This window comes from Streptomyces sp. HSW2009 (genome assembly GCF_040240285.1).
In the GTDB taxonomy this organism is placed as follows: domain Bacteria; phylum Actinomycetota; class Actinomycetes; order Streptomycetales; family Streptomycetaceae; genus Streptomyces.
On record NZ_JBEHZD010000017.1, the window covers coordinates 1,071 to 27,250 of the forward strand.

At 72.6% G+C, this 26,180-nt stretch carries 1 protein-coding gene; it reads left to right on the plus strand.

Annotated elements, in window-relative coordinates; all coding sequences use genetic code 11:
* Complete coding sequence (locus AAHZ94_RS02585) at positions 1-26,127, plus strand: SDR family NAD(P)-dependent oxidoreductase (protein ID WP_349990182.1); 26,127 nt, start codon at positions 1-3, stop codon at positions 26,125-26,127.
* Positions 26,128-26,180: the final 53 nt, after the last annotated feature.

Below are 26,180 nucleotides of genomic sequence, written 5' to 3' on the forward strand. Positions count from 1 at the left end.
ATGGACGATCAGGACGCCGCTGCGCACGACGGTCACCACGTTCCCGCCAACGACAAAGCCAACGCCAACGCCATCGCCGTCATCGGTCTCTCCTGCCGGCTGCCGCGCGCCGCCGACGCGGACGCCTTCTGGGCACTGCTCAGCGGCGGAGTGGACGCCGTCGGCGAACCCCCGGCCGCGCGCCGGGGCGCCGACCCCGCCACACCGGGCACCACCGCGCGCCCCGGCGGATACCTGGACGAGGTCGACCGGTTCGACGCCGCGCTCTTCGGCATCTCGCCCCGCGAGGCCCGCGCCATCGACCCCCAGCAGCGCCTGATGCTCGAACTCGCCTGGGAGGCCCTGGAGAACGCGGGCATCCCACCACATGGCCTCAACGGCACATCGACGGCCGTGTTCGCCGGCGCCATCTGGGACGACTACGCGACCCTGCTGCACCGCGCCGGCTCACCCGCCCCACCCCAGCACACCACCACCGGCCTGCACCGCAGCATGATCGCCAACCGGGTCTCGTACACCTTCGGCCTGCGCGGCCCGAGCATGACGGTGGACGCGGCCCAGGCGTCGTCCCTGGTCGCCGTCCACCTCGCCGGCGAGAGCCTGCGCCGGGGCGAGGCCACCCTCGCCCTCGCCGGCGGCGTCAACCTCGATCTGCTCCTCGGCGACGCCACCCACGTCCCCAAGTTCGGCGGCCTGTCACCCGACGGCCGCTGCTACACCTTCGACGCCCGGGCCAACGGATACGTACGAGGCGAAGGCGGCGGCCTCGTCGTCCTCAAACCCCTCGACCGGGCCCGTGCCGACGGCGACACCATCCACTGCATCATCCGCGGCAGCGCCATGAACCACGACGGCGGCGGCGCGGGCCTCACCGCCCCACACGCCGCTGCCCAACAGGACCTGCTGCACCGGGCGTATGCCAGCGCGGGAACCGACGTACGCAGCGTGCAGTACGTGGAGCTCCACGGCACGGGTACCCGGGTGGGCGACCCGGTCGACGCCGCCGCGCGCGGCGCGGTCAGCGGCGCCGGCCGGGACGGCGCCGACCCGCTCCACGTGGGGTCGGTGAAGACCAATATCGGCCACCTGGAGGGCGCGGCCGGAATCGCCGGTCTCCTCAAGGCGGTCCTCAGCCTGCGGCACCGGCAACTGCCGCCCAGCCTGCACTTCGCCACCCCCAACCCCGACATCCCCCTCACCGACCTGCGCCTGTCCGTCCAACACGAGCTCGGCGACTGGCCTCACCCGGACGCGCCACTGATCGCAGGCGTCAGCTCGTTCGGGATGGGCGGCACCAACTGCCACGTCGTCCTCGGCGAGGCACCCGAGCCCCACCCACCGGCCCGCGCCGCGATGCCCGGCACCCACCCTTCGACACCGCCGGAGCCCGATCCCGAACAGGCCACACGCCCCGCGCCCGTAGCCCTCTACGGGGCCCTGCCCGACGCCCTCCCCGCCCAGGCCCGCAGCCTGGCCACGCACCTGCGCACCCACCCGACGGTGGCACACCCCGCCGACGTCGCCCACGCCATCGCGACCACCCGCTCCCCGCTGCCCGCCCGGGCCGTGGTGGTCGCCGCCGACCGCACGGACCTGCTCGCCGGACTCGACGCGCTGGGCCGCGCGGAGCCCCACCCGGGCGTGGTACGGGGCAGCGCGAGCGCCCGCGACGTCGCCTTCCTCTTCGCCGGCCAGGGAAGCCAACTGGCCGCCATGGGAAGCGCGTTGTACGCCACACAGCCGGTCTTCGCCGCCGCGCTCGACGCCGTCGCCGACGCCGTCGATCCGCAACTCCCCAGGCCGCTGAAGGACGTGCTCTTCGCGCCCGACGCAACCCCCGAAGCCGCACTCCTGCACCACACGGCCTTCACCCAGCCCGCCCTGTTCGCGCTGCACGTGGCACTCCACCGGCTGCTCACCCACTACGGCGTGACCCCGACCCACCTGCTGGGCCACTCCGTCGGCGAACTCGCCGCCGCACACGTCGCCGGGATCTTCTCGCTCACCGACGCCGCCACCCTGGTCGCCGCGCGCGGCCGGCTCATGCAGTCCTGCCCCACCGGCGGCGCCATGGTCGCGCTCCGGGCCGCGGAGCCCGAGGTCCTGGCATCGCTGGCCGACGTCGACGGGGTGTCGGTCGCCGCCGTCAACGGCCCGCTGTCCACCGTCGTCTCCGGCGACGCCGAAGCCGTGCGCGCGGTGGCCGAACACTGGCGCGCTCAAGGCCGCAAGGCCACCGGGCTGCGCGTCAGCCACGCCTTCCACTCCGCGCACATGGACGGCATGCTCGCCGAGTTCCACACCGTCGTACGGCGCCTGACCCCGCAGCCACCCGCCATACCCGTACTCTCCAACCTCACCGGCCACCCGCTCACCGCAGAACAGGCGGGTTCGGCGGAGTACTGGGTGCGCCACGCGCGGGAGACCGTGCGTTTCGCGGACGGAGTGCGCTGGCTGCACGACCACGGGGTCGGCCTCCTGCTCGACCTCGGCCCCGACGGCAGCCTCGCGGCCCTCAGCCGCCACTGCCTCGGCGAACCGGCCGCCGGAACGGCCCGCAAGACGATCCCGGTCGCGGCGCTCCGCAAGGGCCGGCCCGAACCCGTTGCGCTCACCCAGGCGCTGGCCACCCTGCACGCACACGGCGCCGACCTCGACTGGGCCGCCGTCTGCCACCACCCCACGGCCCGACCCACCCCGCTGCCCACCTACGCCTTCCAACGGCAGCGCTACTGGCCGGAACCCGCGACAACCCCCGAGGCAACCCCGAACACACCCACGGTCCCACCCAACGACGACGCCCATCGGTCCGCCGCCTCTGCCCCCGGGGAGTCTGAGGACGGGGCCGCAACCGTGCCCACGCCATCCGACACGGGCCCCGCGCCGGCGCCGGCCAGCACCAGCACCAGCACCGAGCCACCCCCATCGACCGCCCCGGCCGCACCGGAGTCACCGGCCGCAGAGACCTCAACGGTCCCAACGGCCCCAGTCCCAACGGACCCAGCCACCCCCACGTCCCAACCGACCCCACTCACCACCCGCCTAGCCGGGACCACTCCAGCAGAAGCGGACCGCATCACCCTCGCCCTCGTACGCACCCACGCGGCCACCGTCCTCGGCCATCCCACCCCCGAGGCCGTCGACCCCACCCGCCCCTACCGTGCGGCCGGCTTCGACTCCCTCACCGCCGTCGAACTCATCGAGCACCTCGCTGCCGCGACCGGCCTGCCGCTGCCCGCCACCACCGTCTTCGACCACCCCACCCCGGCCGCCCTCGCCAGCCACCTCGTGGCGCTCGCCCGCGGGCGGACCGCGGCCCCAGGCGCCGCCCTCGCCGCGCCGCAGGCCGCGGCCGAACCGCTCGCCGTCGTGGCCATGAGCTGCCGCTTTCCGCACCGGGTGACCACCCCCGAAGCGCTGTGGCGCCTGGTCGCCGACGGAGTGGACGCCATCTCCGGCTTCCCCACCGACCGCGGCTGGGACACCGACCGGCTCTTCCACTCCGACCCGGCCCACCCGGGCACCAGTGCCGTCCGCACCGGCGGATTCCTGCACGACGCAGGCGACTTCGACGCTGCCTTCTTCGGCATCAGCCCGCGTGAAGCCCTCGCCATGGACCCCCAACAGCGGCTGCTCCTGGAGACCAGTTGGGAAGCGGTCGAACGGGCCGGACTGCGCCCGGCGGACCTGCGCGGCGAGCAGGTCGGCGTGTTCGTCGGCGCCACCGCCCAGGAGTACGGGCCGCGCATGGACCAGGCGGCCGACGGCCTCGACGGCCACCTGTTGACCGGCACCACCCCCAGCGTCGCCTCCGGACGCATCGCCTACACCCTCGGCCTCACCGGCCCCGCCCTCACCATCGACACGGCCTGCTCTTCCTCGCTGGTCGCCGTGCACCTGGCCGCCCGCGCGCTCGCGGCCGGCGAGTGCACCCTCGCCCTGGCCGGCGGCGCGACCGTGATGGCGGGCCCGGGCATGTTCGTCGAGTTCTCCCGGCAGCGCGGCCTGGCCCCCGACGGCCGGTGCAAGCCCTTCTCCGCCGACGCCGACGGCACCGCCTGGGCCGAAGGGGTAGGCGTCGTCCTGCTGGAGCGCCTCGCCGAAGCCCGCCGCAACGGGCACCCCGTACTGGCCGTCATCCGCGGCTCCGCCATCAACCAGGACGGCGCCAGCAACGGCCTGAGCGCCCCCAGCGGCCCCGCCCAACAACAGGTCATCCGCGCCGCCCTGGCCGCATCCGGGCTCACCCCGGCCGACGTCGACGCGGTGGAGGCGCACGGTACGGGCACCACCCTGGGCGATCCGATCGAGGCGCACGCCCTGCTCGCCGCCTACGGTCCGGGCCACCCCCCGCAGCGCCCCCTCCACCTCGGATCGCTGAAGTCCAACATCGGCCACACCCAGGCAGCGGCCGGGGTCGCCGGGCTCATCAAGACCGTCCTCGCCATCCAACACGGTGTGCTGCCGGCGACCCTGCACCTGCGCGAGCCGTCACCGCACGTCGACTGGGCCAGCGGCAGCCTCGCCCCGCTCACCGACACCATCCCCTGGCCCGACCTGAGCCGCCCGCGCCGGGCCGCCGTCTCCTCCTTCGGCATCAGCGGCACCAACGCCCACCTCATCCTGGAACAGGCCACCCCCGACACCCCCACCCCGACACACCCCACGCCCCACACCCACCCCGACACCACCGCCACCCGGCCCCCCGTCCCGCTGGTCGTCTCGGCCCGCACCGAAACGGCCCTCCGGGCCCAGGCCGACCGGCTGGCCCGCCTCCTCGCCGACGACCCCGCGCTACGCCCCGCCGACCTCGGCCACGCACTGTGGCACGCCCGCTCCCGGTTCGAGCACACCGCCGTGGTCATCGCCGCCGACCGGGCCGCCGCCCGACACGGCCTGACCGCCCTGGCCGCCGGGGAACCCGCACCCCACCTCGTCCAGGCCACCACCACCGCCACCGAAAGCGGCGCCACCGCCTTCGTCTTCCCCGGTCAGGGCTCCCAGTGGCCCGCGATGGCCCGCGAACTCCTGGACACCGCACCCGTCTTCGCTGATCGCGTACGAGCATGCGCACAGGCCCTGGCCCCGTACGTGGAGTGGTCGCTGCTCGACGTCCTGCGCCAGCAGCCGGGCGCACCCGGCCTGGACCGGGTGGACGTCGTCCAACCCACCCTGTTCGCCGTCATGGTCTCCCTCGCCGAACTCTGGCGCTCGCTCGGCGTCCAACCCAGCGCCGTCGTCGGCCACTCCCAGGGCGAGATCGCCGCCGCCTGCGTCGCCGGGGCGCTGTCCCTGGCCGACGCCGCAAAGGTCGCCGCGCTGCGCAGCAAGGCCCTGGTCGCCATGGCCGGCACCGGCGGCATGGCCTCCCTCACCCTGCCGGCGGACCAGGTCGCCGAACTGCTGGCCGCAGGCCCCGATGGCCTGGGCATCGCCGCGGTCAACGGGCCCACCAGCACGGTCGTCTCCGGCCGGGGCCCGGAGCTGGCCGCCTTCCTCACCCACTGCACCGAAGCCGGCATCCCCGCCCGTCGAATCCCCGTCGACTACGCCTCCCACTCACCCCAGGTCGAAGCCGTACGCGAACGCCTGCTCGCCGACCTCGCCGACCTCACCCCCCGCACCCCCACCCTCCCGATCTACTCCACCCGCACCGGCGGCCAACTCCCCACAGGCACCCCCCTCGACGCCACGTACTGGTACGAGAACCTGCGCCACACCGTACGGTTCCAGGACGCGGTGCGCGCACTCCACGGCGCGGGGCACCGGCTGTTCGTCGAGGTCTCCCCGCACCCCGTCCTCCAGGTCGGCACCCAGGAGACGCTGGACGCCACCGGGGCCGGCGGCACCGCCATCGCCACCCTGCGCCGCGATCACGGAGGGTGGGACAGGTTCATCGAGTCCCTCGCCCACGCCGCCGTGCACGGCGCAACCCCCGACCCGACGCCGCTCTTCGCCCCGCACCAACCCCAACCCGTCGCACTCCCCACCTACCCCTTCCAGCGCCGCCACTACTGGCTGACGCCGACCAGTCAGGCAGGTCCCACCGGGCTCGGCCTCGACGCCGTCGACCACCCACTGCTCGGCGCCGCCACCACCACCCCGGACGGTGGCCTGCTGCTGACCGGACGGCTCGGCCTGGAGGGGCAACCCTGGCTCGCCGACCACGCGGTGACCGGCACGGTCGTCCTGCCCGGCACCGCGCTGGCCGAACTGGCCCTGTGCGCCGGCCACACCGCGGGCACCCCGCACGTCGAAGAACTCACGCTGGAAACCCCCCTCACCCTGCCGCCCACCGGTGACGTACGGCTGCGCGTGGCACTCGCCGCGGCCGACACCACAGGACGCCGCTCGTTGGAGATCCACTCCAGGCCCGCATCGGCCGCCACCGGGCCGACCACCACCTGGACCCGCCACGCCACCGGCCACCTCACCGCCGACGACCACGAAGCCACCCCCGCATCCGACACACCCTGGCCCCCCGCCGAGGCCCACCCCCAGGACCTCACCGACGCGTACGCCACCCTCGCCGCCGCCGGCTACGGATACGGGCCCGCCTTCCAGGGCCTGACCGCCGCCTGGCACACCGGGCGGGACCAGTACGCCGAGGTGCGCCTCGCCGACGAACTGCGCCCCGACGCCGGCGCGTTCGCACTCCATCCGGCCCTGCTGGACGCCGCACTCCACCCGCTGGTGCACGCCCCACTCCGCGCCTCAGGGCACAACACCGACCAACCCACCCCGCGCATCCCCTTCGCCCTGTCCGGCCTCCGCCTGCACGCCACCGGTGCGACCACGCTCCGCGTCAGGCTCACCACCCACCCCGACGGCACCACGACACTCCACGCGACGGACCCCACCGGCGCCCCCGTCCTCACCGTCGACCGCCTCACCCTCCGCGCCCTACCCACCGGCCGCCTCACCCCACCGGCCGACACCACCCACCGGCCGCTCCTCACCCTGCACTGGACCCCGGTGGCAAAGCCCCGGGTCAGCCCGGTACCCGGCATCCGGTACGGCATCCTCGGCGCGCCCCCTGCCAGCGCCGAAGCACTCTGCGACCCGGCCGCCACCACCGCGCCGGACGTCTTCCCTGACCTGGCCACCCTCACCGCCCACATCGCCGCCGGCCACCCCGCACCCGACCTCGTCATCACCCGCTGCCCCGCCACACCGGCGACCGCAACCCTGCCGGGCGCCGCACACCAGGCCCTGCACACAACCCTGGACCTGCTCCAAGCCTGGCTCACCGCCGACGACCTGGCCGGCACCACCCTGGTCCTGGTCACCGAAGGCGCCGTCGTGGCCCTCCCCGGCGAAGACGTCCGCGACCTGGCCGCCGCCCCCCTGTGGGGACTGCTGCGTACCGCCCAGGCAGAACACCCCGGCCGTTGCACGCTCATCGACATCGGCACGCCCCCGTACGGGGCCGAGTCCGTAGGGCAGGACCTGCTCGCCGCAGCGGCCAGTGGCGAACCACAACTCGCCCTGCGCGGCGACACGTTCCTCGCCCCCCGTCTCACCCAGGCACCCGCAACGGCCGCCGAAGCACCTGCGTTCGACCCGCACGGCACGGTGCTCGTCACCGGCGGCACCGGCACCCTCGGCGGCCTCATCGCCCGCCACCTGGTCACCCGGCACGGCGTACGCCACCTCCTGCTCCTGAGCCGAACGGGCCGCCAGGCACCCGGCGCGGCAGGACTGGCAGCCGACCTCACCGCGCTCGGCGCCCAGCCCACCATCATCACCTGCGACGTCGCCGACCGTGCCGAACTCGCCCAGCGCATCGCCGAGATCCCCCCAGGTCACCCGCTGACCGCGGTCATCCACACGGCGGGCGTGCTCGACGACGCCACCCTGGACGGGCTCACCCCGCAACACGTCGACACCGTGCTCCGCCCCAAGCTCGACGCAGCCTGGCACCTGCACGACCTCACCCGCGGCCACGACCTCACGGCCTTCGTCCTCTTCTCCTCGATCCTCGCGGTCCTCGGCAGCGCGGGTCAGGCCAACTACACCGCGGCCAATGCCTTCCTCGACGCCCTCGCCGCGCACCGCCGGGCCACCGGGTTGCCCGCCACCTCACTCGGTTGGGGCCTGTGGGCCGAGGCGTCCGGCATGACCGGACACCTGAGCCGCACCGACCTGGCCAGGATGGCCCGCGGCGGGCTCGCCGCCCTGCGCACCGATGACGGCACCGCACTCTTCGACGCGGCCCTGGCCACCGACCTGCCGTACGCGGCCCCCGCCCACATCGACCACCAGGCCCTCCGCACCCTGGCCGTCGACCACACCCTGCCCCCGGCCCTCCGCGAACTGGCCCCCGCCCCCGTACGTCGCGCAGCAACCACCACCGCGCCCCCCGCCGACGGCCGGAGCTGGGCCGACGACATGGCGCTGCGCACCCCCGAACAACGCCGACACACCCTGACCAGTCTCATCCGCAGCCAGGTGGCGACCGTACTCGGACACACCGAACCCGACGCCATCGACCTGCGGCACGCCTTCCGCGAACTGGGCTTCGACTCGCTGACCGCCCTCGAACTGCGCAACCGCATCAACACCGCAACCGGCCTGCGCCTCCCAGCGACCGTCATCTTCGACCACCCCACCGCAAGCGCACTGCTGACCCGGCTTGAGCGCGAGATCGCCCCCGCCCCGGACACCCGCCCCGAGCTGGCCCCGGCCGGGCCCGCCGCCGACGACCCGGTGGTGATCGTGGGCATGGCCTGCCGCTACCCGGGCGGAGTCGACGGCCCCGAGGACCTGTGGCGGCTGGTCGCGTCCGGCGCCGACGCGGTGGGTGACTTCCCGACCGACCGCGGCTGGGACGTGGCGGGGTTGTACGACCCGGACCCGGAACGGCCCGGAAAGGTGTACACCCGGCAGGGCGGATTCCTGACCGGGGCAGCGGAGTTCGACGCGGAGTTCTTCGGCATCTCGCCCCGCGAGGCAGCGGCGATGGACCCCCAGCAACGTCTGCTCCTGGAGACTGCCTGGGAGGCGCTGGAGAGCGCCGCCATCGACCCCACCGCACTCCGCGGGAGCAAGACGGGCGTCTTCACCGGAGTGATGTACAACGAGTACGCCTCGCGCCTCCACCACACCCCGAAGGGCTTCGAAGGACACCTCCTCGCCGGCAACGTGGGCAGCGTCGTATCCGGCCGGGTCTCGTACGCGCTGGGCCTTGAGGGCCCGGCCGTCACGGTGGACACGGCCTGTTCGTCGTCGCTGGTCGCCCTGCACTGGGCGGCGCAGGCGCTGCGCACGGGCGAATGCGACCTGGCCCTCGCCGGCGGCGTCACGGTGATGTCCACCCCCAACGTCTTCGTGGAGTTCTCGCGGCAGCGTGGGTTGGCGGTGGATGGTCGGTGCAAGTCGTTTGCGGCGGGTGCGGATGGTACGGGGTGGGGTGAGGGCGTGGGGTTGGTGTTGGTGGAGCGGTTGTCGGATGCGCGGCGCAACGGCCACCCGGTGTTGGCGGTGGTGCGGGGTTCGGCGGTGAATCAGGATGGTGCGTCGAATGGTTTGACGGCGCCGAATGGTCCGTCGCAGGAGCGGGTGATTCATGAGGCGTTGGTGAGTGGTGGTTTGGGTGTGGGTGATGTGGACGTGGTGGAGGCGCATGGTACGGGGACGCGGTTGGGTGACCCGATTGAGGCGCAGGCGTTGTTGGCGACGTATGGGCAGGGTCGGGGGGCGGGTGATCCGTTGTGGTTGGGTTCGGTGAAGTCGAATATTGGGCACACGCAGGCGGCTGCGGGTGTGGCGGGTTTGATCAAGATGGTGATGGCGTTGCGGCATGGGGTGTTGCCGCGGACGTTGCATGTGGATGAGCCGTCGCCGCATGTGGATTGGTCCTCTGGGCGGGTGGAGTTGTTGCGCGAGTCGACGCCGTGGCCTCGGGTGGGGCGTCCGCGTCGGGCGGCTGTCTCCTCGTTCGGGATCAGTGGCACCAACGCCCACATCATCGTCGAACAGGCACCGACGACTGACCTGTCCCAGCCCCCGGAGAAGGCCCCGAACGGCGCCGCGAGCGCGGTAGCGGGGTTGGGTGGGTTGGTTCCGTGGGTGGTGTCGGGTCGTTCGGTGGTGGGGTTGCGGGAGCAGGCGGGTCGGCTTGCCGCGTGGGTGGGGGAGCGGTCTGGGCTGGGTGTGGGTGGTGTTGGGGATGTGGGGTGGTCGTTGGCCGCCGGGCGTGCGGTGTTGGAGCATCGTGCGGTGGTGTGGGGGCGGGATGTGGGCGAGTTGGTCGCGGGGTTGGAGGCTGTGGTTGGTGGTGGGGTGGATGGTTCTGCGAGCGGTGTGATGCGGGATGTGTCTGCTCCGGTGTTGGTGTTTCCGGGGCAGGGTTCGCAGTGGGTGGGGATGGCGGTGGGGTTGTTGGAGTCGTGTCCGGTGTTTGCGGGGGTGGTGGGTGAGTGTGCGGTGGTGTTGGAGGGGTTGGTGGAGTGGTCTCTGCTCGACGTTCTGCGGGAAGAGTCGCAGGACGGGGAGTTGGGGGAGTGGCTGGAGCGGGTGGATGTGGTGCAGCCGGTGCTGTTCGTGGTGATGGTGGGGCTGGCTCGGTGGTGGGAGTCGTGTGGTGTGCGGGTTGGTGGCGTGATCGGGCATTCGCAGGGTGAGATTGCTGCTGCGTGTGTGGCGGGGGTGTTGTCGCTTGAGGATGCGTTGCGGGTGGTGGTGTTGCGGAGCAAGGTCTTGCGAGAGTTGCCGTCCGGCGGCGGGATGGTGTCGGTGGGGCTTGCGGCGGAGACCGTGCGGGACGGCATCGAGGCGGCGGGTGTCGGCGAGGTGGTCTCGGTCGCGGCGGAGAACGGGCCTTCGAGTGTGGTGCTGTCCGGCGAAGTGAACGCACTGCGCGAGCTGGTCACCTCGTACGAGCGGGATGGTGTGTGGGTGCGGTGGGTGCCGGTGGATTACGCCTCGCACTCTCCACAGATGGACGTGGTCGGTGGCGAGTTGGTCGATCTACTGGCTGGGGTCGTGCCGGGTTCGTCGTCGGTTCCGGTGTACTCGACGGTGACGGGTGGGTTGCTGGCGGACACGTCCGTCATGGATGCCGAGTATTGGTTCACCAACTTGCGGCAGACCGTACGCCTGCGGGAGGCGGTGGCTGCGGCGGTCGCCGATGGGCACAGTGTCTTTATCGAGTGCAGTCCGCACCCGGGTTTGCTGGCTCCGCTCTCGGAGACGCTTGATGAGTTGGGTTGTTCGGGCGTGGTGGTGGAGACGCTACGTCGTGGGGAAGGTGGTCCGGAGCGGTTGGCGCGTTCGCTGACCTCGGCTTTTGCGCAGGGTGTGTCCGTCGACTGGGCGGGGCTGTTCGCTGGTGCTCAGTGGGTCGATTTGCCGACGTACGCATTCCAGCGCAAGCGGTACTGGATCGATGGTGGGGGAGCGGCAGGCGATCCCGCGGGGTGGGGGATGGCTGCTGCGGGGCACCCGTTGCTCGGGGCTGCGGTGGAGTTGGCGGGTGGGGCGGGGTGGCTGTGGAGTGGGCGGTTGTCGCTGTCGGGGCAGCCGTGGTGGGCCGACCACGCGGTGGCCGGTTCGGTGGTGGTGCCCGGTACGGCCTTCGTGGAGCTGGGCCTTTGGGCGGGGGGTGAGGTGGGTTGCGGGTTCCTCGAAGAGCTCACCCTGCACGTACCGTTGGTGCTGCGGGCGTCGGCGGCGGTACGGCTCCAGGTCACGGTGGCGCCCCCGGACGAGGCGGGAATCCGCGCGCTGGCCGTGCACTCCCGGCCCGAAGCGGCCCCGGGTGAGGAGAGCCCCGAGCAACCCTGGACCCAGCACGCCACCGGCACCCTGTCCGCGACGGCGCCCGCGGCGGGGCCCAGCCTGGACATCTGGCCGCCGGAGGGCGCCGACGCGCTGGAACCTGCTGCCGTGTATGACAGGTTGGCGGAGTTCGGGTACGCGTACGGTCCGGTCTTCCGTGCCGTGCGCGCCGCCTGGCAGCGCGGTGACACCTTCTTCGCCGATCTCGCCCTGGCCGATGAACATGCCGCCACGCCCGGGTTCCTCGTACACCCGGCGCTGCTCGATGCCGCTCTGCACCCCGCCGCAGCACAGGCCGCCGCGGACGCCGACGCGACGCTGTTGCCCTTCACCTGGCAGCGGGTGTCCGTGACCGGCACCCCCTCGTCCGTGCTGCGGGTCGCCGTCACCCGCACGGGTCGGGACACCCTCTCCGTACGGGTCGCGGATGCCGTCGGGTTGTCGGTGGCGACCGCCGAGGCGCTGACCCTGCGGCCGATGAGCGCCGACCAGCTCGCCGCCGCCGCGGCACCGGTCGCGGACTGGCTCCACCACGTCGCGTGGCGCCCCGTGGGACTCGCCGCATCCGTGGTCGCGGCCCAGCGGTGGGCGGTGATCGGGGACGGGGCGCCGTTCGACGGACCGCCCCCGGCCGGGGTGAGCTGGGAGAACCACCCGGACTTCGCATCGGTGACCGCTGCCGCCGCTCCGCTGCCCGACATCACCGTGCTGCCCCTCGCTGCCGGTGGAGCCGACGCGTCAGCCGCCCCAGCCAACCCTGCTACCCCCGCCCCCACCGCCGTAGCGACGGCCGTGCACGCGGCGTTGGGTGTGGTGCAGGGCTGGCTCGCGGCCGACCGGGATGCCACCGCCCGGCTGGTGTTCCTCACCCGCGGGGCCGTCGGCACGGAGTCCGGCGCGGACGTCACCGACCTCGCCCAGGCAGCCGTCTGGGGCCTGGTCCGCACCGCACAGACCGAACACCCCGGCCACTTCGTACTCGTCGACGCCGACGACACCCTGACCCCGGAACTCCTGCGGGACCTACTGGCCACCGGCACGCAGCAGGTTGTGGTGCGTGGCCGCACCCTGCTCACACCCCGGCTCGCCAACCCCGACCCGCAGGCGGCCCTGGCCCTGCCGCAGGGTGACACACCCTGGCGGGTGGTGTCCGGGCCCGGCGGCACCCTGGACGCCCTCACCGTCGTCACACCCACCACCGCAGATCCCGCCCCGCTGCCACAACCCGGCGCAGGCCAGGTACGGATCGCCGTGCGCGCCGCCGGGGTCAACTTCCGCGACGCCCTGATCACCCTCGGCATGTACCCGGGCGAGGCCGTCATCGGTGCCGAGGCGGCTGGCGTCGTGGAGGCCGTCGGCCCCGGAGTGCGGGCCCTGCGGCCCGGCGCCCGGGTCATGGGCCTGTGCAGCGGGGCGTTCGCCGCCACCGTCGTGACGGACCAGCGCATGGTCACCCGCATGCCGGCGGGCTGGACCTTTGCTCAGGCGGCCACCACCCCGGTCGTCTTCCTCACCGCCCACTACGGGCTGCGGGACCTCGCCGGGCTGCGGGCCGGGGAATCCGTCCTCATCCACGCGGCGGCGGGCGGGGTGGGGATGGCGGCCACCCAACTCGCACACCACTGGGGCGCCACCGTGTTCGCCACCGCGAGCCCGACCAAGTGGGAGACGGTACGCGCACTCGGCGTCCCCGCCACCCACCTGGCCTCGTCCCGCGACCTGGACTTCGCGCGACACGTGGACGACGCGACCGGCGGGCGAGGCGTCGACGTCGTGCTGAACTCCCTGACGGGCGAGTTCGTGGACGCCTCGCTCGGCCTACTGGCGCCCGACGGCCGGTTCATCGAGATGGGCAAGACGGACCTGCGCGATCCGGCCCGCGTCGCCGCCGACCAACCCGGGGTGCGCTACCAGGCGTTCGACCTGGTCGACGCCGCCGGCCCGGACCGCATCCAGCAACTGCTCAACGAACTCGTCGCACTCTTCGAAAGCGGCGTACTCACCCCGCTGCCCGTCCGGGCCTGGGACGTCCGACAAGCAGCCGACGCGCTGCGCTTCGTCAGCCAGGCACGCCACGTCGGCAAGGTCGCCCTCACCGTGCCGCATGCGCCGTACCCTGATGGAACGGTGCTGATCACCGGCGGTACGGGCACGCTCGGCCGGCGTCTCGCCCACCACCTGGCCACCGCCCACGGCGCCCGTCGCCTCCTGCTCGCCAGCAGGTCGGGACCGGACGCGCCGGGAGTCGCCGCGCTCGTGGCGGAACTTGAAGAATTGGGTGCCGAAACCACCGTCGTCGCCTGTGACGCGGCCGACCGGTCCGCCTTGGACGCCCTGCTCCGCGCCGTACCAGCCGCTCACCCACTCACCGCCGTCTTCCACACCGCCGGCGCACTCGACGACGCACCCGTCGCGACCCTCACCCCCGGCCGGGTGGACCGGGCCCTACGCGCCAAGGTCGACGCGGCCACCCACCTCCACGAACTAACCCAGGACGCCGACCTGGCCGCGTTCGTCTGCTTCTCCTCGATCGCCGGCACCCTCGGCGTCGCAGGTCAGGGCGGGTACGCGGCGGCCAATGCCTTCCTCGACGGCCTCGTCACCCACCGCAGGGCCCACGGTCTGCCCGGCACCGCACTGGCCTGGGGGCTGTGGGCCGAACGCAGTGGGTTGACCGCACACCTGGCGGTCGCCGACCTGAAGCGGCTCGCCAGGAGCGGCATCGTACCCTTCAGCACGACACAGGGCCTGGCCCTGCTCGACGCCGCCCGACACACCCCGGGCGCCGTCCTCGTCCCGGCCAGGCTCGACCTGCCCGCGCTGCGCAGCAAGGCAACCCAGCAGCCGACCCACCCCCTGCTGCACGACCTCGTCGGCCCCCGTGCCACAGCCACCCCGGGCCACCACGCCGAGGGGCCGCCACTGCTCCAGCGCCTGTCAAGCCTGCCGGTGGGCGAACGCACCCCTCTGCTGCTCAGCGCCGTACGGGCCGAAGCCGCGCTCGTACTCGGTCACGACACACCCGGCGCCATCCGCACCGACCTGCCCTTCAAGAGCCTGGGCTTCGACTCCCTCACAGGCGTGGAACTACGGAACCGGCTGGCCACCCTGACCGGACTGCGGCTGCCCGCCACCCTGGTCTTCGACCACCCCACCCCGACGGCCCTCACCGACCACCTGCTCACCCGGCTCACCGACGACACCCAGCACGCCCCCACCTCCGTGGCCGGCGACGCCGACCCCGCCGGGGCGGTGGCCGACGACCCGGTGGTGGTCGTCGGGATGGCCTGCCGCTACCCGGGCGGGGTGGCTGGTCCCGAGGACCTGTGGCGCATGGTGACCGCCGGTGCCGAGGCGCTGGGTGACTTCCCCACCGACCGCGGCTGGGACGTGGCGGGGCTGTACGACCCGGACCCGGCGCGGGTCGGGAAAACGTACGTGCGACACGGCGGATTCCTGGCCGGGGCCGCCGAGTTCGACGCGGAGTTCTTCGGCATCTCGCCCCGCGAGGCGCTGGCGATGGACCCACAGCAGCGCCTCCTGCTGGAGACGGCGTGGGAGGTGGTGGAGCGGGCGGGGATCGATCCGGCCTCGCTCCGCGGCAGCAGCACCGGAGTCTTCGCCGGCATGAGCGGGCACGACTACGTACCGCCGATGGCCACCGTGCCGCACGGCGTGGAAGGGCACCTCATCACCGGCAACGCCGCAAGCGTGGCCTCCGGCAGGGTCGCGTACGCACTGGGTCTCGAAGGCCCCGCGGTGACGGTGGACACGGCGTGTTCGTCGTCGCTGGTCGCCCTGCACCTGGCGGCGCAGGCGCTCGGCTCCGGCGAATGCGACCTGGCGTTCGCCGGCGGCGTGACGGTGATGTCCACACCCGACTTCTTCCTGGAGTTCTCGCGCCAACGCGGCCTGTCGACCGACGGCCGGTGCAAGGCGTTCTCGGCCGCGGCCGACGGCATGGGTGCCTCCGAGGGCGTGGGCATGGTGCTGCTGGAACGCCTCTCCGACGCGCGCCGGCGCGGCCACGAGGTGCTGGCCGTGGTGGCCGGGTCGGCGGTCAACCAGGACGGGGCGAGCAACGGTCTGACAGCACCGAACGGCCCCGCACAGGAACGCGTGATGCGCGCGGCCCTACGGCGCGCCCGGCTGACTCCACGGGACGTGGACGTGGTGGAGGCGCACGGTACGGGGACGCGGTTGGGTGACCCGATCGAGGCGCAGGCGTTGCTTGCGACGTATGGGCAGGGGCGGGGTGAGGGTGACCCGTTGTGGTTGGGTTCGGTGAAGTCGAACATCGGGCACACGCAGGCGGCTGCGGGTGTGGCGGGTGTGATCAAGATGGTGCTGGCGCTGCGGAACGGGTTGCTGCCGCGCACGCTGCACGTGGACGCGCCGTCACCCCATGTCGACTGGTCCACCGGGCAGTTGGAACTGCTTACGGAGTCCCGTGCATGGCCGGATGCGGGCCGGCCGCGTCGGGCGGGTGTCTCCTCGTTCGGTATCAGTGGCACCAACGCCCACGTGATCCTCGAAGCAGCCCCGCCCGCACTGGAGTCCGCCGACCCGACGGGTGGGACGGCCGACAGTGTTGAAGGTCGGACGCCCGGGCTCGGTGGGTTGGTCCCCTGGGTGATCTCGGCCCAGTCGGACGAGGCCCTTCGAGAACAGGCCGCACGGTTGGCGAACTGGGTGGGCGAACACCCCGAGACACACGCCGACGACCTCGGCTGGTCACTCGCCACGGGCCGTGCCGAGTTGGCGTGCCGAGCGGTGGTGTGGGGCCGGGACGCGGGTGAACTGGTCTCCGGGTTGAGCGGGGTGGCGGAGGAGGGTTGCGGCGGCCCGGGTGTGGAGGGCGAGTTGCCGCTGCCGGTGTTGGTGTTTCCGGGGCAGGGTTCGCAGTGGGTGGGGATGGCGGTGGGGTTGTTGGAGTCGTGGCCGGGGTTTGGGGGGGGGGTGGGTGAGTGTGCGGTGGTGTTGGAGGGGTTGGTGGAGTGGTCGCTTTGGGATGTGTTGCGGGATGAGTCGCAGGTTGGGGAGTTGGGTGGGGAGTGGTTGGGGGGGGTGGATGTGGTGCAGCCGGTGTTGTTTGTGGTGATGGTGGGGTTGGCTCGGTGGTGGGAGTCGTGTGGTGTGGGGGTTGGTGGGGTGGTGGGGCATTCGCAGGGTGAGATTGCTGCTGCGTGTGTGGCGGGGGTGTTGTCGTTGGAGGATGCGTTGCGGGTGGTGATGTTGCGGAGCAAGGTCTTGCGGGGGTTGCCGTCCGGTGGGGGGATGGTGTCGGTGGGGCTTGCGGCGGAGGTCGTACGGGACGGCATCGAGGCCGCGGGTGTGGGTGAGGTGGTCTCGATCGCGGCGGAGAACGGGCCGACCAGTGTGGTGCTCTCCGGCGAAGTGGACGCGCTGCGCGAGCTGGTCGTGTCGTACGAGCAGGACGGCGTGTGGGTGCGGTGGGTGCCGGTGGATTACGCCTCGCACTCTCCACAGATGGATGTGGTGGGTGGTGAGTTGCGGGAGTTGTTGGCGGGTGTGGTGGCGGGTTCGTCGTCGGTTCCGGTGTATTCGACGGTGACAGGTGGGTTGTTGGCGGACACGTCCGTTATGGGTGCCGATTACTGGTTCACCAACTTGCGGCAGACGGTGCGGTTGCGGGAAGCGGTGGCTGCGGCGGTCGCCGACGGACACAGCGTCTTCATTGAGTGCAGTCCGCACCCGGGTCTGCTGGCTCCGCTCTCGGAGACGCTTGATGAGTTGGGTTGTTCGGGTGTGGTGGTGGAGACGCTACGTCGTGGTGAGGGTGGCCCGGAGCGGTTGGCGCGTTCGCTGACCTCGGCATTCGTACAGGGTGTGTCTGTCGACTGGGCTGGGTTCTTCGTTGGTGCTCAGCGGGTCGATTTGCCGACGTACGCGTTCCAGCGCAAGCGGTACTGGATCGATGGTGGGGGCGCGGCGGGCGATCCCGCGGGGTGGGGGCAGAGCGCGGTGGGGCATCCGTTGTTGGGTGCTGCGGTGGAGTTGGCGGACGGTGCGGGCACGGTCTTCACGGGCAGGGTGTCGATGGCGGGCTTCCCCTGGTTGGGGGAGCATGAGGCGTTGGGCACGGTGATCGTGCCGGGGACGCTCTTCGTCGAGCTCGCCCTCAGCGCCGGGGCCGCGGTCGGCTGTGACGAGGTGGAGGAGCTGACGCTGCACACTCCGCTCGCCCTGCCGGCGACAGGGAGCGTGCAACTCCAGGTGGCTCTGGGGACGCCGGACGCGGACGGCGCCAGGTCAGTGACCGTCCATGCGCGCGCCGCGGAATCCGGCGCGGATGCCGACTGGGCCCGGCACGCGGCGGGCCCCGGGGTGCCCGCCACCGAGTCCGCCCCGATCGCCGACGGGACTCGCACGCTCACGCCGTGGCCGCCGGCCGGGGCGGGGCCGCTCGATGCCGAGGGCGCGTACCAGCGGCTGGCCGCCGCCGGCCTGGACTACGGGCCGGCCTTCCAGGGGTTGCGCGCAGCCTGGCGCCTCGGTGACCGGGTCTTCGCCGAGGTCGAGCTGCCTGCGGAGCTGGCTGACGAGAGCGCCGCGTACGGCATCCACCCCGCGCTGTTCGACGCGGCCCTGCACGCGCTGCTCGATGGTGGTCGGACCGCCGACAGCCGCGAGCGCGACCCAGGCTGTGCTGTGGGCGGCGGCGCTGACCAGGCCAGGATCGCCTTCTCCTTCCGTGGTGTGCGGCTGTACGCCACCGGGGCCGCCGGGCTTCGGGTGTGCCTGACCACCTCGGGCGATGACACAGTGGGCTTGGAACTCGCGGACGCGTCGGGACGGGCGGTGGCGCGGGTCGAGGCCGTCGTGGTGCGTCCCGTGTCGGCGGAACAACTCCGCACGCCCGGGGCGATCCGACGCGACTCGCTGTTCCGGGTGGCCTGGCGCCCTGCGACACCGGACGCCACCGACGTAACCCCGTGGACCCTGGTCGGCGCCGACCCGTTCGGCCTGGTCGACAGGTTGCCCGAAACAGCCCGACCGGCTGGCCTCCACCCGACGATCGCCGAGGCCACCGCCGCAGGGCCGGCCGTACTGCTGACCGCCGTCGCCGGCGCCGGGCCCGACGCCGAACTCTCCGCCCGCACCCGAGACACCCTCACGGACACGCTCCGGCTGCTCCAGGGTTGGTTGGCTGACGACAGCCTCGCCGCGTCCCGACTCGTGCTGCTCACCCGGGGCGCGGTGCGCACCGACACCGGCGACGAGGTGACGGACCTGGCCGCGGCGGCCGTATGGGGGTTGGTGCGCTCCGCGCAGGCCGAGCACCCCGGGCGGCTCACCCTGATCGACATCGACCACCACGACGAGTCGGTCGCCGCACTCCCCACCACCCTCGGCACCTCCGAACCACAGATCGCGCTGCGCGCGGGGCGGCAGTCCGTACCCCGGCTCACTCGGGTGGAGCCGGTGAGCGATGCCAGCCGTGCGCTGCCGGCCGAGGGAACGGTGCTGGTCACGGGCGCGACAGGGGGCTTGGGTTGGCTGGTCGCCCGGCATCTGGTGACGGCCCACGGTGTACGCCACCTGCTGCTGCTCTCGCGCCGGGGCGAGGCGGCTCCCGGCGCGGACGAGCTCGCTGCCGAGCTGTCAGGGTTGGGGGCGACGGTGTCCCTGGTCGCCTGTGACGTGGGTGACCGTGCCGCGCTCGCCGCCGTGCTGACCCGCATCCCCGCAGGCCACCCCCTGTCCGCCGTCATCCACACCGCCGGCGTCGTCGACGACGGCACCATCGCCACCCTCACTGCCGAACAACTCGACCGTTCGCTCCGCCCCAAGGTGGACGGCGCGCTCCACCTGCACGAGTTGACCCGGGACAGCGAACTGGCCGCGTTCGTCCTGTTCTCCTCGGGCTCCACGACCTTCGGCGGCCCGGGGCAGGGGAACTACGCCGCGGCCAACGCCTTCCTCGACGGCCTCGCCGCGCACCGCCGCGCCCTTGGTCTGCCAGGCACCTCGCTGGCCTGGGGGTTGTGGGCCGAGTCCCGAGGCATGGGTGGTCGGCTCGGCGCGGTCGACCTCGCCCGCTGGCAGCGCACCGGCGCCGTCCCGATGCCCGCCGCCGAGGCACTCACCCTCTTCGACGCTACGCTCCACACCCCCTACGCCACCCTCGTCCCGGCCCGGCTCGACCTGGCGGACCTGCGCACCCGCGCACCCTCGCTGCCCCCGCTGTTCACGGACGTACTGGGCACGACGACGTCCCGTACGACACCCCGCGACCGGCACCAACCACTCGCCGCGCGCCTCGCCAACCTGCCGGCGACGGACCGCACCCCGGCCGTCCTCGATCTCGTACGGGCCGAGGCGGCAGCAACCCTGGGGCACGACACCACCGACCCCGTACCCGCCCGCCGCCCCTTCAAGGACATCGGCTTCGACTCCCTCACCGGCGTCGAACTGCGCAACCGACTGAACACCGCGACCGGGCTTCGGCTGCCGTCGACCCTCGTCTTCGACTACCCGAACCCGACCGCCCTCGCCGACCACCTGGTGCAGCGGCTCACCGGCACCGGGCCGGACGCCGGGACCGGTACGACGGCAGCGGGGGCGGCGCAGCCGCTGGTCAGGGACGGGCAGGAGCCAATCGCCATCGTCGGCATCGGCTGCCGGTTCCCCGGTGGCGCGGACACCCCGGAAGACCTGGGGCGGCTGCTGGCCGCCGGCGACGACGCCATGGCGGAGTTCCCCGCCGACCGCGGTTGGGACCTGGCGTCCCTCTACCACCCCGACCCCGACCGGTCCGGCACGACGTACGCCCGCGCCGGCGGATTCCTGGACGCAGCCGGCGACTTCGACCCGGAGTTCTTCGGCATCTCGCCCCGCGAGGCGCTGGCCATGGACCCCCAACAGCGGCTGCTTCTGGAGACTTCCTGGGAGGCCCTGGAGCGGGCCGGTATCGACCCCACCTCGCTGACCGGCAGCAACACCGGAGTCTTCGCCGGAGTCATCCACAACGGCTACGCCAGCCGACTTGCCACCCTCCCCGAAGAGGTGGAGGGTTACGCGGGCTACGGCAGCGCCGCCAGCGTCGCATCCGGGCGCGTCGCCTACGTACTGGGGCTTGAGGGCCCCGCCGTCAGCATCGACACAGCCTGTTCGTCATCGCTGGTGGCACTCCACCTGGCCGTCGGAGCACTGCGCGCGGGCGAATGTGACCTGGCCCTGGCCGGCGGCGTGACGGTGATGTCAACGCCCGAGTTCTTCATCGAGTTCTCGCGCCAGCGGGGCCTGGCCGCAGACGGCCGGTGCAAGGCGTTCGCGGCAGGAGCCGACGGGATGGGCGCAGCCGAGGGCGCGGGTGTGCTCGTGGTGGAGCGGCTGTCCGACGCGCGGCGCAACGGTCACCCGGTGTTGGCGGTGGTACGGGGCTCGGCCGTCAACCAGGACGGCGCGTCCAACGGGCTCACCGCACCCAACGGCCCCGCTCAACAACGGGTGATCCGCCAGGCCCTGGCCAACGCGGGTGTGACCGCAGCCGATGTCGACGCGGTGGAGGCGCACGGTACGGGGACGCGGTTGGGTGACCCGATCGAGGCACAGGCGCTGCTCGCGACGTACGGGCAGGAGCGTGCAGCGGGCGGTGAGCCGCTGTGGCTGGGTTCGGTGAAGTCGAACATCGGTCATGCGCAGGCGGCTGCGGGTGTGGCGGGTGTGATCAAGATGGTGCTGGCGCTGCGGAATGGGTTGCTGCCGCGCACGCTGCACGTGGATGCGCCGTCACCGCAGGTGGACTGGTCTTCCGGGCAGGTCGAACTGGCCGCCGAGCCCGTCGCCTGGCCCCCGTCGGACACCCGCCCCAGGCGCGCCGGCGTCTCCTCGTTCGGCATCAGCGGCACCAACGCCCATGTGGTGCTGGAGGAGGCACCGGGGTCGCCTGTGCCGCCGGCTGCCGTGCTGCCTGAACCGCACCGCCCCGGTGGCCTGGTTGATCCCGGCGACACCGGAGGTGTCGGTGGCGCCGGCGGTCGGAGCGGCCCCGTTGGCGTCGGCGACCTGGTGCCCTGGGTCCTCTCCGCCCGCACCGAAACGGCCCTGCGCAACCAGGCGTCCAAGCTCCGCGACTGGACCACCCAGCACACGGACGTCCCCCTGACGGATACGGCCTACACGCTGGCCGCGGGCCGTGCGCTGTGGGGGTGCCGTGCGGTGGTGTGGGGACGGGACGTGGCGGAGTTGGTGTCTGGGTTGGACGGCGTGGTGCAGAGCGGCAGCGATGGAGCGGCGGTCGCGCGGGATGTGTCTGCTCCGGTGTTGGTGTTTCCGGGGCAGGGTTCGCAGTGGGTGGGGATGGCGGTGGGGTTGTTGGAGACCTGCCCGGCGTTTGCTGAGGTGGTGGGTGAGTGTGCGGTGGTGTTGGAGGGGTTGGAGGGGTTGGTGGAGTGGTCGCTTGTGGATGTTCTGCGGGACGAATCGCAGATCGGGGAGTGGTTGGAGCGGGTGGATGTGGTGCAGCCGGTGTTGTTTGTGGTGATGGTGGGGTTGGCCCGGTGGTGGGAGTCGTGCGGGGTTCGGATTGGTGGCGTGATCGGGCATTCGCAGGGTGAGATCGCTGCCGCGTGTGTGGCGGGGGTGTTGTCGTTGGAGGATGCGTTGCGGGTGGTGGTGTTGCGGAGTCGGGTGTTGCGGGGGTTGCCGGCTGGTGGGGGGATGGTGTCGGTGGGGCTTGCGGTGGAGACCGTGCGGGACGGCATCGAGGCGGCGGGTGTCGGCGAGGTGGTCTCGATCGCGGCGGAGAACGGGCCTTCGAGTGTGGTGCTGTCCGGCGAAGTGAACGCACTGCGCGAGCTGGTCACCTCGTACGAGCGGGATGGTGTGTGGGTGCGGTGGGTGCCGGTGGATTACGCCTCGCATTCTCCGCAGGTGGATGTGGTGGGTGGTGAGTTGCGGGAGTTGTTGGCGGGTGTGGTGGCGGGTTCGTCGTCGGTTCCGGTGTATTCGACGGTGACGGGTGGGTTGCTGGCGGACACGTCCGTCATGGACGCCGACTACTGGTTCACCAACTTGCGGCAGACCGTACGCCTGCGGGAAGCGGTCGCTGCGGCGGTCGCCGATGGGCACAGCGTCTTCATTGAGTGCAGTCCGCACCCGGGTCTGTTGGCTCCGCTCTCGGAGACGCTTGAGGAGTTGGGTTGTTCGGGTGTGGTGGTGGAGACGCTACGTCGTGGTGAGGGTGGTCCGGAGCGGTTGGTGCGTTCGCTGACCTCGGCATTCGTGCAGGGTGTGACGGTCGACTGGGCCGGGCTGTTCACGGGGGCCCAACGAGTCGATTTGCCGACGTACGCGTTCCAGCACAAGCGGTACTGGTTGGAAGCGGGGCCAGTGGACGGGGGTAGCTACGGCTGGGGTGCGGCGCCTGGTGGGCACCCCTTCCTGGGTGGGGTGGTTGAGCTCGCCGGTGGGTTGGGCTGGGTGTTCACAGGGCGGGTCTCGCTGGCGGCGCAGGGTTGGTTGGCTGACCATGCGGTGTTGGGATCGGTGATTGTGCCCGGCACGATGTGGGTCGACATCGCGTTGCGGGCGGGGGCGGTGGCCGGCTGTCCGGTGGTGGAGGAACTGACGCTGCACAGCCCGCTAGTGGTGCCGGAACAGGCCGCCGTGCAACTGCAAGTGACCGTAGGTGCTGCCGATGCCGCCGGCGCCCGGCCCTTCGCCCTGCATGCGCGCCCGGAGGGTCTGGCGGAGGACGAGCCGGAGTGGACCCAGCACGCCACCGGCACTCTCGCGGCCGTGACCGCCCCCACGGTGGAGGAGCCGGACCTCACCGCGTGGCCGCCCCTGGGTGCCGTACCGGTCGACGTGCACGACTTCTACCCCAGGTTGGCGACGGCAGGTGTCGCGTACGGTCCCGCGTTCCGTGGCGTACGAGCGGCCTGGCGGCGCGGAGACGAACTCTTCGCCGAGGTCGCTCTCGCCGAGGAGTTGGCGGATGGTGCGCACCACTTCGAGGTGCACCCGGCGCTGCTCGATGCCGCGGTACAGACGCTCCAGGTGCGCGGCCCGGCCACCGAGGCTGAGGGCGGGCCGGGGGTCGACTCCGGGCCAGTGGGTTCCGGTGACGCACGGGTGGCTTACTCCTGGCGAGGCGTACGCATGCTGGCACCGGGCGCGACCCGGCTGCGGACCCGCCTGCTGCCGACGGGTGATGAATCCATGTCGCTGACGGTGGCGGATGCTGATGGCCAACTCGTTGCAGAAATCGATGAGTTGGCGGTACGGCGTATTACCGCCGGGCAGATCCAGGCCGCGGGCGGCGTACGTCGGGACCATCTCTTCCACCTCGTGTGGCGGCCGGTTCCGGTCCCCGATGCGTCGGCGGCCAGGCTCGCCCGCGTCGGGCCCGACGCCAGTGGGGAGAGTACGGAGCAGTACCCGACGCTGTCTGCCTTGGGTGAGGCAGTCGCGGCCGGCGCCACCCCACCCGACGCGGTCGTGGTGCGCGCCGAACAACTGGAGACCGATGCCCTGCCGGACCTCCGTGACTGGCCCGCCGACGACCGCTTCGCGGACGTACCCTTCGTCGTCCTCACCACACGGACGCTGAGCGTAGACGGCGACCCGACCACCCCGACCCACACCGACGCGACAAACACCGACCCAACCAATACCGACCCCACCAGCATCAGCACCAGCCCAACAAGCACCGACCCGACCCACCCACCAACCCATCCCGTGGACCTCCACGGACCATTCGGCGCACAGGTGGCGACGCGGCGTACCCCGCGTACCGTCCTGGTGGACACCGATACTGCCGACACACCGCCGGCGGGCATCCTCCAGGCCGCGCTGATCTGCGGCGCGCAGCAACTCGCGGTCCGGGGCGGGCAACTCCTCGCACCTCGGCTCGCCCGGTTCGACACGCACGGCCCCCTCGTGCCGGCCGCCCGCCGCGCCGCCGGACACGACGGGGAACAGCAGGGTGCGTCGACGACGGCAGACCGGCCGGCCACCGGAACGGTCCTGGTCATCGGCGTGGCCGACGGCTTCGTCGGGGCGCTGGTGCGACACCTGGTGGCCGTACACGATCTGCGCCATCTACTGCTGGTACCACGTGCCGGTGCCGAATCGGCGGTACGCGAGCTCGTGGCCGAGTTCGTACGGGAGGGCTCGGGCGTGTCGGCCGCGGTCCTGCCCTGCGCAACGGCCGAGCAACCCGCGGCGCTCGCCGCCGCGCTCGCCGACATCGACCCCAGCGAGCCGCTGACCGGCGTCATCCACGCACCCGACCTGCCCGCCGACCACCCACCGGCCGCCGCCGACGGAGCCCCGACCGACACCACGGGCCACCCAGACGACACACCCAACACGCCCGACACGCCCAGCAGCGACGAGGTCGAGCCGGCGACGCAGCCTGCCGCGACCGGTCTGGCGGCGGCCTGGCACTTGCACGAGCTCACCGCGGCACGGCCACTGGCGTTCTTCGTCACCCTGTCGTCCGCGACGGACCTGCTCGCCCTGCCGCAGCAAACCCGCCCCACGGCGTCGAGCGCCGGCTACCACGCTCTGGCCGCGCACCGCCGCGCCCATGGGCTGCCGGCTCTGTCGCTGACCTGGGGGCCACTGGCGGGGCAGCCGCAGCCGGCACCACCCGGGACCGTCGCCCTCGGCCATGAACAAGCCCTCACCCTGTTCGATGCGGCCCTAGCCAGCGGTGCGCCGGCGCTGGTCCCGGCACAGTTGGACCTCGCCGCGCTGCGGGCCAGCAGCCATCCCGTACCGGCTGCCCTGCACGACCTGCTGCTGCCGGCGGGTGGTGGGGCCGGCGAGCAGGGCGGTGATGCGGCGGCGGACGCGGACGGTCTCAAGCAGCGGCTCGCCGGGCTCACTGTGGTGGAGCGGGAACGCGTCCTCCTCGGCCTGGTGCGCGGCCACGCCGCCGCCGTACTCGGACACATCGACGTTGCAGAGGTCGGGCCGGACCGGGCGTTCAAGGAAGCCGGGTTCGACTCGCTGACCGCGGTGGAACTCCGCAACAGGCTGACCCGCTCCACCGGCGTCAGGCTGCGCTCCACCGTCGTCTTCGACTTCCCCACCGCCGCCGCACTGACCCGTCACCTCACCCAGCAACTCGGTGTCGAGCTCTCGCCCGCCACCCCCGTGCTGGCCGAACTCGACCGCCTTGAGGACGCGTTGCCCTCGGTGCTCGCCGAGAACGGCACACGCGACCGGGTCGTGGCGCGCCTGAGGGACCTCCTCGCGCGCTGCGACACCGCCGATGGCCCGCCGCCCGGCCCCGCACCGGCTGCGGACGACCTCGGCGCGGCCAGCGACGACGAACTCTTCTCCATGGTGGACCAGGGCTTCGAATGAATCAGCGCGCCGCCGACGACTACGACAGTGAGCACGAGGAGTTGAACGTACGT